Annotated in this window: 12 protein-coding genes; 3 read left to right on the plus strand and 9 right to left on the minus strand. The window is 65.1% G+C overall.

All coding sequences use genetic code 11. The features are described from left to right. Positions 1-23 precede the first annotated feature (23 nt). Positions 24-884, plus strand: coding sequence for a hypothetical protein (locus tag ACLMAL_RS12970; RefSeq protein ID WP_411999302.1), 861 nt, complete (start codon positions 24-26; stop codon positions 882-884). Positions 885-889: 5 nt separating this feature from the next. Here the strand turns inward: ACLMAL_RS12970 and ACLMAL_RS12975 are convergent, their stop codons facing one another. The 7 genes from ACLMAL_RS12975 to ACLMAL_RS13005 form a co-directional block, all read right to left on the minus strand. Then, positions 890-1864 carry an SCO2521 family protein gene (locus tag ACLMAL_RS12975; RefSeq protein WP_411999303.1) on the minus strand — a complete coding sequence of 325 codons (975 nt, stop codon included), beginning with the start codon at positions 1862-1864 and terminating at the stop codon, positions 890-892. Between the two features lie 13 nt (positions 1865-1877). Beyond that, positions 1878-2933, minus strand: a complete 1056-nt coding sequence (locus ACLMAL_RS12980; RefSeq protein ID WP_411999304.1) for an SCO2522 family protein — start codon at positions 2931-2933, stop codon at positions 1878-1880. A 33-nt stretch (positions 2934-2966) separates the two neighbouring features. Beyond that, positions 2967-3884 carry an SCO2523 family variant P-loop protein gene (locus ACLMAL_RS12985; RefSeq protein ID WP_328405278.1) on the minus strand — a complete coding sequence of 306 codons (918 nt, stop codon included), beginning with the start codon at positions 3882-3884 and terminating at the stop codon, positions 2967-2969. A gap of 4 nt (positions 3885-3888) precedes the next feature. Next, on the minus strand, positions 3889-5745 hold the full coding sequence (locus ACLMAL_RS12990; protein WP_411999305.1) for an SCO2524 family protein: 1857 nt from the start codon (positions 5743-5745) through the stop codon (positions 3889-3891). Positions 5746-6055: 310 nt separating this feature from the next. Further along, entirely contained in the window at positions 6056-6907 is an 852-nt protein-coding gene (locus ACLMAL_RS12995; RefSeq protein WP_328405282.1) for a TIGR02569 family protein, read from the minus strand. A gap of 121 nt (positions 6908-7028) precedes the next feature. Beyond that, on the minus strand, positions 7029-8213 hold the full coding sequence (gene moeZ, locus ACLMAL_RS13000; protein ID WP_411999306.1) for an adenylyltransferase/sulfurtransferase MoeZ: 1185 nt from the start codon (positions 8211-8213) through the stop codon (positions 7029-7031). Positions 8214-8343: 130 nt separating this feature from the next. Further along, positions 8344-9465 carry a DUF3152 domain-containing protein gene (locus ACLMAL_RS13005; RefSeq protein ID WP_411999307.1) on the minus strand — a complete coding sequence of 374 codons (1122 nt, stop codon included), beginning with the start codon at positions 9463-9465 and terminating at the stop codon, positions 8344-8346. 190 nt (positions 9466-9655) lie between these two features. Here ACLMAL_RS13005 and ACLMAL_RS13010 point away from each other — a divergent pair, with 190 nt between their 5' ends. Continuing rightward, complete coding sequence (locus ACLMAL_RS13010) at positions 9656-10321, plus strand: TetR/AcrR family transcriptional regulator (RefSeq protein WP_328405286.1); 666 nt, start codon at positions 9656-9658, stop codon at positions 10319-10321. A 165-nt stretch (positions 10322-10486) separates the two neighbouring features. On the opposite strand, the gene ACLMAL_RS13015 is transcribed toward ACLMAL_RS13010, so the two are convergent. Together ACLMAL_RS13015 and ACLMAL_RS13020 are read right to left on the minus strand one after the other, a co-directional pair. Then, positions 10487-10714, minus strand: coding sequence for a DUF3107 domain-containing protein (locus ACLMAL_RS13015; RefSeq protein WP_328405288.1), 228 nt, complete (start codon positions 10712-10714; stop codon positions 10487-10489). A gap of 144 nt (positions 10715-10858) precedes the next feature. Further along, on the minus strand, positions 10859-11410 hold the full coding sequence (locus ACLMAL_RS13020; RefSeq protein WP_411999308.1) for a YceI family protein: 552 nt from the start codon (positions 11408-11410) through the stop codon (positions 10859-10861). 100 nt (positions 11411-11510) lie between these two features. Between ACLMAL_RS13020 and ACLMAL_RS13025 the strand changes: the two genes are divergently transcribed. After that, positions 11511-12347, plus strand: coding sequence for a helix-turn-helix transcriptional regulator (locus tag ACLMAL_RS13025; RefSeq protein ID WP_411999309.1), 837 nt, complete (start codon positions 11511-11513; stop codon positions 12345-12347). The last annotated feature ends 3 nt before the right edge of the window (positions 12348-12350 follow it).

The raw sequence follows: 12350 nt of genomic DNA on the forward strand, positions 1-12350 counted from the left end.
TGTCACTCCCGGGGGAGATTTACATGACCGATCAACCGGATCTGTCATCCACTTTCGTCGTGTCGATGACAACCCGGATCCATCGGCACGCCGCTGTGTACGCAGAAGAGATCATCGACCACCTCGCCGGTCTCGACGGCCGACACCGGCAGCCGCGTGAGGAGCGGCTGCTGGACTCCTTCAACACGCATGTCGAAACCGTCGTCGCCCGTTACGAACCACCTGGTATTCGGCGGCGCGGCGACAGCCTGGTATTCGCGGATCTCTATGCTGCCACCCGCGAACCACATACCGACGACGACGAACACAGCACCGTTCCGCTCGAATTCCTGGCCGCCCTGCTGGCCGCCGAAGTCGAGTTCCGCGGCCCGCTGCGGCTCAGCGGGACCCAGAACACCATGCTCGCCGAGGTATACGAACGCCTCGGCGACTGCCTGCGCTCGGCCGGATTACCCGGCCACGCGGCACTCGCGTTCCGGCGCGCAGGCAGTCTGCATCGCCAGAACGAGGACGACGACGATGCCGACCGCTGTGGCCTCGCCCAGGCTCGCGCACGATTCGAGGCCCTCCCACCCAGCTGGCGCCGGACCGGCGGCCATATCTCGGACCTGTTGTGCGGCTATGGATATCAGCCATTCCGGCTGCTGGCCTGGATGGCGCTGCTGCTGGTCGGGTTCACACTCATGATCAGCTTCATCACCGGCGTGGAGGTTCCTGCGACGTTCTATCTGTGCCTGATGAATTTCCTCAATCCGGTCGGCGTCGGCGACACCACAGACATCGGCGGTGTCGGCCAGACCCTGTTGGTGATCGAAGCGTACGTCGGCACGGTCTCGACCTCGGTGTTCTTCGCGCTGCTCGTCCGCAGGTGGTTCCGATTGTAAAACCGCTACCAATTCGTCGTGGACACCTTGGCTTCGCGCAGTGCGGCCAGCGTCGCCACCGAAAGACGGTTACGCAACTGACCTACCCGACTGTCCCAATCACGAGTGAACCCCGGCCTGAGCTCCAGCTGCTGCCACAGTCCGAGGAACGGCGGCGGTGTGTGCGCACCCGGCATCCACAGATGCGCGAGGTGTTCGAGAACCGCGGCGAGGACACGCGCGGAATCCGGGCTCGCCGTGTCGTACCGATCCGCCTCCTCGACCGCGTTGACGACCGCGGTCAGCAGCCAGTCGTGCATCGCGAGGTCGGCGCAGAACTGTTGGGCCACAGCCAGATCCTCGATATCCCGCACGGTGATCTGCACGGTGCGGACCTCGTCGTCCTCGAGCCTGAACTCGACGTGCGGAACCTCCACGGCACCGAGCCGGGCAGTCCACTGCAACCGAGTCGAACCGGTCAGCAGCGGCGACCGCTGATCCAGTCCGCGATCCAGCCGCACCCTGGCCAGCAACCGCTCGCTGATCGAACCGAGGTCCAGGGTGTCCGGCCCCATCGGCCGGTGCAGGAAACCGTGCACGAGGTCTATCCCGATGTCGCTTCTGATCTTGTTGATCACCTCGGTCACCCCGCCCCTGCGCAGATAGTGCTCCCACTTCTCGCGCTGCGGCCTGGCGGCACGCACGACTGCCGTGCGCACCGAACTCTGCAGCACCCGACCGCCGACCACCACGGCATCGGTGGCCACCGTACCCCTGGCCTCCGCCTTGGCGCCGGTGCCTGTCGCCAGCAGACAATCCACGCCGACCAGCATGGTGGGCGAGATCGCCATCGGAATGGGCCGCTCCCACGACCGCACCGGACGACCTGGCTTCAACGCCAGCAGATTACGAACCTCGACACGGCTCAATGCCCCCGAGGCCGGCACCAAGCAGGTGCGGACTTCTCCGAGGACGATGAGCGTGCGCTCCGGAAGGACCATCGCATCGGCCATATCAGGCGGTCGTCGCCCGGCCGGCCCAGGTTTCTGGGACGAACAGGTGCTCGAGTCGATGGCTGACCGGGCGCGGCACCGTGACACCGTCTTTGACACCGCTGCGCACAGCGAGGTCGATCACCTCGTCGTCGATCTCGAGGTGGCCGAGGATGACCTCGACCGCGTGCTCGATGCTGACGTAGGTGCGCGGCAGAATCGACACCGCCCGATAGGCGGCGAACGGGTGCGCATCGGGATTCAATTGCACGACGGCGGGCATATCACGCCAGGCCTTCGGCCAGGTGAATTCGCCGGAGTCGTCGGAAACGGGCCACAGTTGTGGTTGCGCCACCGGGGCGCCGTGGTATCGCAGGAGATCCAAGCGCATCAACTGCCACACCGACGCCAGGAAGGGGCAGGCCCACACCCGGTCCGCGTCCGCGCGAACCCGCGACTTCTTGGTCGGCACCGCCCACAGCTGGGTGTCGAGAAAGATCGAATGCTCACGGCGGCCGTACTCCTCGGCGGGCCGGTATTCACCGCTGCGCATCGCCTGCACCGTGTCGTAGTCGGAGGATCGGCGACCGTTGCACAGCCAGCCCGACACGTCGGTAGGCGGCCTGCGCCCTGTCGTCCGCAGAATCGGCTCCGGCACGATCCAGGAGGCGACCATCTCGGCAAGTGGAATGCGCGCACCGGTCGCGACGCCGTCCACGTACACCGGGGACTCGAAGCAACCTTCCTCACGGGCCAGATAGTCGATCGTCATACCGCATTCATCGGCGGCTTTGAGCAGCTTTCCGATGATCTGTCCCGGGTCGGTGTCCGGGCCGAAGTAGTCATCGATCAGAAAGCACGTACTCACCTTGGCCTTCGGACCGAATTCGTCCTTCGCATAACCGATATTCGAGTCGAGGCGTCTTTTGACCTCTTTGAACTGCGCCCTGATCCGATCCTCGCCATTGGTGAGGTCGTTCATATAGAAATGCCCGACCTCGATAGACAGATGCGAAAGCGGCGCCGACGTGATCGTCGCGCTTGCCGTCGCCTCGCTGTAGCCCGCAGCGGTCTCCACTGGCGATCGAAATCCTTCCTGGAAGGGGGTGGGTCAGAACGTTTCCCACACAGCGTCATCGGTGAGCTGACGGGCAAGTTCACCGAAAGCAGTGGTGGTCTCGACATTGGCGATCTTCGCGTCGACATCGGCGTCGAGGATCACTTGTTCGCGCCACTGCAGCATCGGCTCCATCGGTGTTTCCCCGAGCAGCGTGCTCTGGCCCAGTTTCTTGGTGGACGCCAGCTTTTTGAGCGCCGCATTCTGTTTCAGCAGCCATCGGGCCTGCGCGGATTCGTCGTTGCCCGGTTGCGTGAACGGGTTGGGGACCGCCGTTCGAATGAACCGAATCGACTCGCGCAGCTTCTTCTCGTCGTGCCCGTACCCGACGCCGGACTCCAGCAGGCCACTCGGACCGTGCACCAGCGCGCTGGCCGCCATAATGTGCTGTCGCGTCCAGCGGTGGAAAATCAACCAGCGGATGGTCTCTTCGGCGAGCTGCGGATGTGCTGTCGCCTCGAGCACGAGCTGTGCCGCCGCCGAACGCCCCGCGCTGAGATCCACGATGACGACATGGAATTCACCCATCACCTTCGAAAGCAACTTCACGCATTGCTCGACCATGGCGGTTCCGGTGGTCGGGAATTCCGCACCGCCCTCATCGCCTGGGAATAATACGAGCTTTCCGGACCGCATCGGCATGCGACACAGTTCGACACGATCGGATTTGGCGCGCACATCGATTCTGGTCGTCGTCTCTTTCTCGTTCAGCAGATAGGAGTGCAGCCCGGTGCCGTCGGAAATGCCACGTTCCACGGCTCCGATCTCGAACAGCGCTCCCGCGGTCGGCGAGCCGAAATCGAAATCCAGATACGCGACGTTCTTGCCGCTCATACACAGCCGAAAAGCGATGTTGCAGCTGGTCACCGAACGGCCGGTACCACCTTTGTCGGAGGTCGAGAACACGAGCATGGCGTCAGTTGCTCCTCATCGCGTCCTGGTCGGCGTAAGCCAACTCGTCGAGTTGGTCCAGCGCTCGCATCGTGAGAACGACTGCGGTTCCCGGCCTTTCGTCGATCAACCGTCGTGCTCGGTCGAGATGGCGCTCGATCCGCGCGAGAGCCCTTCGGTTGGCCGTGAAGTCGGCGGCATTGACCTCGAGCAATTCACGATTGAGCAAATGTTCGGCCTCGTTGAGCAGCGCCACCGCGTCATCGACCAGTGTCACCGGACGCAAGGGCAGCGAGCGATAGGTGCGGTCGGCGGTGACGAGACCCTCGATCACCCGCTCCGTCAGATACCACGACGGCTGCGACGGCGAGGTGTCCGTCAGACCGAAGGCGCGTGCGGAATCGTCCCACAGGCCGGCGGCCGGCCCCTCCTGGATGATCCGCGAATCCAGGTGCTCCATCACCGATTTCGCGAGTTCCATCAAACGGTCGCGGGCGGTCACATTGCCGGACAATCTTGCCGCCTGCAGAATTCGCTTGAGCAGCACCGGCGCGAAGTCGGAGACGATCCAGGACAGCCTGGGGCCCTCGCCGATGTCCTCGGTGCCGACCAGTGACATCCGCACCCCGGGCACATGCACAGCCACCGAGGGGTCGTCCTTGGTGACGCGTCGGGTAATCCGGCCACGCCGGGCCAATTCGTCGAAGATCTCCACCGCTCGTGTCAGATCCTCGTCATTGGCGGTGCGGTTGACCAGATCCTGGATCAGCACCGCGGAAACGACGAGGCTGTAGTAGTCGGATTCCTGACCGTCGGAGGTTCGCCACGGGATGTCTTCCAGCGGCCAGCGACCGGCGCCGAACCGGGCAACGGTCGACCAGTAGAGCTGCGTGAGATGCCAGCGCGTCTGCAACGCCTCGGCCAACCTGCGCTGGGTCTCGTCGAGCAGGTCCAACTGCCGGGTCCGCTGCGAGGTGAGGTCGTTGATGCCGTCGAGCGCGACGACGCTGAAATACAGATATGGGCGTGGATCCGCGGTGCCGGGCTGATCGGCGATCTTGGCCTGCACGAAATCGATACTGTCGGCCTTCTTGGCGATGCCCCAGGTCCAACCACACTCGAAGAGCATGTCTTCGGCACCGAGTTCGGCACCGGGAACAGTGGCGAGCTTGATGCCGCGCAGCTGGGTACGCACCGGTTCCAGACCGCGAATAATGTTCTCCGCCATCACCTTCGGAGGCTGACCGGTCTGGTTCAACATTCTGACGATCGTCTCGCCCGGTTCCGACTTCGTCGACACCGTGTTGACCACGAAACTTCGCAGCAGACCGACCATCGCCGACGTCAGCCGGATACTGATCTTCGCGCTGAGCACGTGGATGCGTTCGCCGAGCTCCTTGGCTTCATCGTAGGTCTGTCCCTGCACAAACCCTCTGAAGACACGAAGGAAACCCAGCGCCGCGATGCTGAGGGTCAACGACATGGAGTACGAGTCGACGACCTCGATCTCGCGTTGCGCGGAGGTCGGCTCGAGCCCCCCGTTGGCCCGAAGATAGCTTCCTGCAGCGAATTCGGGCTCACCTTCGGGGTCGGTGTGCTTCTCGATGTACTCCTCGAGCACGCGGACGATGACCTCACCGATCCGCGTCGCGCCGCCCATCGCCTCGAGGGTGTCCTTGACGTCCTCGGCCATATCGTCCGGCCGGTCGAGCGCCAGCACATTGATTTCGGTGGCGGGATACAGCAGGCACAGCAACTGCTCGGCATCACTGATCGAGTTGGTGCCGTCCCGACCGCCCCACTGCCACTCGCCGTCCTTATAGCAGGTGGCGATCAAGGTCTTCCAAACATTCAAAATCTGTGCCCGAGGCTGAATTCTCACCTGCCGCCGTCCTCACCCCATGTCGCAGACATCAAGCAACCCAACGGATTACCGCACCGGCGACTTCGTCCAAATTAGCACGGGCGCCACACTTTTCGCGCGGCCTCCGCAAGGGTAGATCCAACCTGACACCGACACCTGCCGAGCCAGGTTTGCAACCGTCAGAGCATGGGCGACTGCCGAACAATCGGGGCAGTCGTCGAAGCAGAACACAGCCGCCGGACCGCAGCGGTTGTCAGAGCATAGAGCAATCGTGACGCAGGCCACAGTCCCCCCTCCCGGTGGGCCGCAGCAGAAGATCAACAACTCCTCAGAGCATGAGTCGGACCATGTCCGCGGTGCGAGCGAGACCGGGGAAGGCCTCCGGGGTCGACCGCGGGTGCAGTGCATGCACGGCGAGCCGAAACATGACCGCGCGCAACAACATCTGGGGCCATTCCGGAAGATCGGACCAGCGCTCGAGCAGGCCGTCGTCGGCACCGCCCCACGCCAGCGCATCCACCACGATGACCCCCGCCGCCCATGGCGCCGGGCGCCAATAGGGGGTGATGTCGGTGAGGCCAGGGGTGAGCGCGCCTGCGAAAAGAACGGTGCCGAACAAGTCACCGTGCACCAACTGGGCAGGCGACTGCACCGGCTTGCGCAAGGTGGCCAACTGGCCGATGAGCTCCATGCTGCGCACGCCGTCCTGCGAGGTGGCCGGCGGCGTGCCCCCGGACCGCAGGCTGCGCAGCGGCACCGCCTCCCAGGCGGCACGGTCGGCCGCGACGAACACATCCACGTCCACCCACGGTGCCACCGGCGGCTGCACCAGAAAACGGGGCCGCTCCAGTTTCGCCGTGGCCTGATGCAGTCGCAGCGATACCGAGATCACCTCGTCGTGGCGCGGCTCGGGAATCCCCTCCAGGAAAGTGTCTGCGCGCCAACCGGATACGACATACCGGCCGTCGGTCGCACGGACCGGGCGGGCCAGTCGCAACCCGTCGACCTTCAATGTCTCGCGCACCTTTGCCGACCACGCCGCTCTGGCATGATCGGCAACGGGACTGAGCACCACATCACCGAGACGCCAGCCGCCGTCCCAATCTCCCAGCGAAACCGGGGTCACTTCGCGCAGACCGAACGTGGCACGCACGTGCTCGGGAGGTTCCACAGAAGTCACGGCCGTACCGTACTCCCAGCATCTGCCCCATAAAGGACGCCGCGCCGTAGGATCCGACGGCCCGTCGACGACGCCGCCGGGACCCATGACGGGACCCGAGCGGCGCCGGAGCAGGAACGCGTCAGTACACCGGCAGTGAAGGATCGACCTGGTTGGCCCAGGCGATGACACCACCCTGCAGATGGGTGGCGTCGGCGAAACCGGCGCGCTTGAGTGCGGCGAGAGCCTCCGCAGACCGGACACCGGTCTTGCAGTGCAACACGATCGGCCGGTTCTGTGGCAGTTCCGAGAGCGCATCACCGGAGAGGATGCGGTCCTTCGGAATCAGCGTGGCGCCATCGATATGCACGATGTCCCACTCGACCGGCTCACGGACGTCGATGAGCTCGATCTCCTTGCCCGCATCGATGAGCTCCTTCAGCTCACGCGCGGTAATGGTGGAACCGGCCGCGGCGGCCATGCCCTCTTCGGACACCACACCGCAGAACGCCTCGTAGTCGATCAGCTCGGTGATCGGCCGGCGCTCCGGATCGCGGCGCAGCTTGATGGTCCGGTAGTTCATGTCCAGTGCGTCGTACACCATCAGCCGCCCGAGCAGCGGCTCGCCGATACCGGTGATCAGCTTGATCGCCTCGGTGACCATGACCGAACCGATCGAGGCGCACAGCACGCCGAGCACGCCGCCTTCGGCGCAGGAAGGCACCATCCCGGGCGGTGGCGCCTCCGGGTACAGATCGCGGTAGTTGATGCCGCGGCCGTCCGGTGCGTCCTCCCAGAACACCGAGACCTGACCCTCGAAACGATAGATCGAGCCCCAGACATAGGGCTTGCCCGCCAGCACCGCCGCGTCGTTGACCAGGTAGCGGGTGGCGAAGTTGTCGGTGCCGTCGACGATCAGGTCGTAATCGGCGAACAACTCGACCGCGTTCTCCGGCTCCAGCCGGATCTTGTGTAGCCGGACGTCTATGCCGGAATTGATCTCCAGGATCGAGTCGCGCGCGCTGTCGGCCTTCGGGCGGCCGATATCGGACTCGCCGTGGATGATCTGCCGCTGCAGGTTCGAGGCGTCGACCTCGTCGAACTCGACGATGCCGAGGGTGCCGACACCGGCAGCCGCCAGATACAGCAGCGCGGGCGAGCCGAGTCCGCCTGCGCCGATCACCAGCACCTTGGCGTTCTTCAGCCGTTTCTGCCCGTCCACCCCCAGATCCGGGATAATCAGGTGACGGCTGTAGCGGGCGACCTCGTCCCTGGTCAGCTCCGCGGCCGGCTCGACAAGCGGCGGGAGGGACTTAGGTGATGACACGTCCAGGACTCCTCGAATCGAATTGGCCGATCGCAGTGCGGTAGTTGCGCTCCTGGCGCAGCTCCTCTTTATCCAACACCGACGACCGGACCGTTCTTCCCGCCCCATCGTCCCGCATTCGCGGGCCGCTCTAACCGCGGGGGTAAGGCCAGGGGTTGAAGCGACAACGCTTGCCATCCATCGGGACCACGCCGTCGGGATCGAGCGCGGCGATGTCATTGTTCTTGATGCCGAAGGTCTGCTGCATCATCACCGGCGCAAGTCCACCGTCGGTCTCGCAGGGCTGATGCTGGTGGTAACCAATGGCGTGACCGACCTCATGGTTGATCTGGTACTGCCGGTAGGAGCCGATGTCGCCCTCGTAGGCGATCGCGCCGCGCACCCAACGCACCTCGGAGAGCACCACCCGGTGCTGGTCGGCGTTGAAGCATGAGGAATCGATCGGGATGTCGAAACCGCATGCCTTGCGCGAGGATTCGCGCGAGGCGAGCGAGATGCGGAAGTCCGGTCGGCCCTGATCGATGCGCTGGAAAGCGAACTTGCTGTCGTGCGCCCAGCTCTTCGGGTTGGCCAGGGTGGAGTCGACCATCTTGGCGACGGACTGGTCGCCGCCGAATCCGGACGTGTCGACTCCGTCCTCGATCTCGACGGTGTAGCTGAACTTGAACTCGGTGCCGGTACCGACTTGCCCGGTGGTTCCCGGCACCACATGCCAAGCGCCGGTACCGATTTCGGTGAACGCGCCACCGTCGGGCAGTGCCCCGGACGGCAGATCGGTCGGGAAGTGGCCGTCGCCGGGCGGTGCGCCGATGATGCCGGCGGATGCGGCGTGTGGGCTCAGCCGCCCGAATCCCGGCGCGCCGCTCGCAGTGCCCGCCGCGTCCGGTCCGCTGCGCACCGCGTCCACGATCACCAGCACGGTGACCACGAACAGCACCGGAAGCGCATAGGCGCGCCAACCATAAGTGGATACGAATCTGCCCAGTGCACTTTGCTTTTTGGTATCGCGTTCCGGCCGAGGCCGCTGACGGCCCTCGTCGGGTGCGGTGGGATCCCAGCGGGCCCGCAACGGCTGGTGGGATCGGTTCGCGGGTTGGTACAGACTCAGCGGGTCATAGACCTCGACCCTGCCTGGATCACGGGTGGTTCGGGACCGCGCCGGGGGGCCTGCCCCTGCAGAACCGGACGCGTCGGAGCCGGCGGGGCGGTGCGCATTTCGCCCGCCGCCGGGTCTTTCCGGTCGGTCGGTCACACACACCAGACTCTCACAACACACAAGACCCGAAAGCCGGGCACACCTCCAGACGCGGTTTGCTGCGACATTTCTCACCAGCGGGCAGGAGTGGGAACCCGGGTCCGCATATGGTCGATGAACGGGTATCGTTCTTGGGATACCCGGTGTACATCCCCTCTTGCCGGGGCATCGACTGGGAGAGCCGAAAATGACTGACCTCGTGGACCGGATGACGTCCCGCAGATCGTCGTCCGCCGCCGTGGCACCGACCAAACGCGGTACCCGGCTTCCACGCGACGAGCGACGGCTACAGCTGCTCGCGGCGGCAAGCGAAGTTTTCGTCCAGCGCGGCTACCACGCCGCGGGTATGGACGAGATTTCCCAATGTGCAGGCGTCAGCAAGCCGGTGCTTTATCAGCACTTCGCGAGCAAGCTGGAACTTTATCTGGCGGTGCTGCAGAACTACGTCGACATGCTGGTGTCGAGTGTCCGGCAGGCGCTGCGCTCCACCACCGACAACCGGCAGCGAGTGCGCGCCGCGGTGCAGGCGTATTTCGACTTCGTCGACAATGAGATGCAGGGCTTCCGGCTGGTCTTCGAGTCGGATCTGACCAGCGAGCCGCAGGTGCAGCGCCGGGTCGAGCAGGCCACCGAGGCCTGTGTCGACGCGGTGTTCGATCTGGTGGCGCACGATTCCGGGTTGGACCCGTATCGCGCCAGGATCCTCGCGGTCGGCCTGGTCGGCACCAGCCAGTTCACCGCCCGTTACTGGCTCGAGGCAGACCGTCCGATCCCGAAGGAAGAGGCGGTCGACACCACCGTCCAGCTGGCCTGGGGTGGCCTGTCACACGTGCCGCTGCACCCCATCGGCTGAGCGTTTCCCCGCATTCATCGGTCGTTCCGGAGACTCTTCCGGGACGACCGATTTCGTCTGCTCGTACGGCAGGTCCGATGAAACGCAGCGGGTGTCGCAACCGTCGTCCTTCGAAACGACAGTTGCGACACCCGGTGGTTCGGCCCGAATACGCGGCGGACGAGCTCAGACGGCGGCGAAACCGACCCGGCCGCCGGTGGGCGTGCCGATCTCGACATAGGCGACCTTGGCGGCCTGGATCAGGAACTTGCGCCCCTTTTCGTCGGTCAGCGCCACAACGCCGCTTTCGCCGCTCAACGCACCGGTTACCAGCGCCTCGACCTCGTCGGGAGTCTGCGAGCTGACGATCACGATCTCCCGCGGGCTATCCGAAATACCGATCTTGACCTCCACGGCCAACCTCCGAACCTAGAGTCCTGTGCGGCGTGCGGACCGTGGTCCGCCCGAGCGCTCTTCGCTGTCCGATCAAGGCTAGTGCAGGGCCACCTCGCGCAGGCACACGACCACCTGCGCTCTCAGCGAACAGGGCCGCGCCGGTTACTTGGGCTCGATGAGCTGGATTTCCAGTTCGATCTTCACGGTGTCGCTGAGCATGCCGGGCAGCGGTCCGCCGACGCCGAAATCGGTGCGCTTGATCGTGCCGGTCGCCGAGAATCCGGCGTGCCGATCGCCGGTGGCCCCGAACTCCTGCACCCCGCCCCACTCGACCTCGAGCGTGATCGGCTTGGTGACGGCGCCGAGCGTCGCCACACCCTCCACCACGAACGACTCCGTGATCAAGACCGGTTCGGTGGCACGGAAGGACAGCGTCGGCCGGTTGGCCACATCCAGGAAATCCGCGTTGCGGACGTGGGCGTCCCGATCGGCGTTACCGGTGTCGAAGGAGTCCAGATCGATGACCGCGCCGATGGTGGCCGCGCCGGATTCGTCGACGACGAACTCGGTCTCGAAACGCGAGAACCGACCACGGACCTTGGCGATGCCCAGATGCCTGATGCTGAACTCGACCGAGGAATGCAGCGGATCGAGCGCCCAAGAACCCGTGCTGAGCGAAGTGGCGGCTGCGGTATTGGATTCAGAAATTGTCATGCTTCGACGATTGTCGCGCCGCCATCGGGTAGCCAGACCGCCGTTATCCTGGACCTGACAGGGCGCGGATAACCATCCCAGGACGAGGCACGATGGAAACATGGCACGAAACGGATTCGCGGAATTCCTGATCGCGCGCCGCGGCGAATTGCGGCCGTCGGATGTCGGGATGCCCGAGGGTGGGCGCCGCCGCACCCCCGGGCTACGCCGCGAGGAAGTCGCGGTCCGTGCCGGGGTCAGCGCCGACTACCTGGCCCGGCTGGAACAGGGCAGAGACACCAATCCCTCGGTGGCGGTGATCGATGCGCTGGCCAAGGCGCTGCTGCTGGAAGGCAAGGACCGTAATCACTTCGGCTGGCTCGCCCTGACCTCCAGCAACGAGGAACGGTGCCCCAAGACCCCGTCCGCGGAGGAAACCCTCAGCCCCGGTATCCAGACGATCCTGCGGGCGCTGCATCCCACGCCGGCCTTCGTCGTCGGCCGACGGCTGAACGTGCTCGGCTGGAATCCGGCATGGGAGGACCTCGCGACCCCGCTCGGCCTGCTCGACGATCCGGCGCAGGTGAATCTGGCCTGGTACACCTTCATGCACCCGCTGGCACGAAAGGTCGTGCGGAACTGGTCGGAGGCGGCGGATGTTTTCTCGGCCGAGCTGTGCCGGGCCAAACTGCGCTGGCCCGGCGACGAACAGCTGCTCGAGCTGATCGAGGCATTGCATCACCATCCCGATTTCGCGGGGCGCTGGCAGCCGCATCGCCTGCAGGAGCGCCTCGTCGCCGAGTTGGATCTCGACCATCCCGAGCACGGCGCCATGAAGGTCGCCTTCGAAACGCTGGACGCGGGCAACGACCAGAGCATCATGGTCTGGCTCAGTGCACACGCCCAGGTCCGCGTCCCGGAATTGCGCCTGGTGTCCAAGCGCGCCGTCAACGAGTAACCG

The sequence above is a fragment of the Nocardia sp. CWNU-33 genome (assembly GCF_046764895.1).
Classification (GTDB): domain Bacteria; phylum Actinomycetota; class Actinomycetes; order Mycobacteriales; family Mycobacteriaceae; genus Nocardia.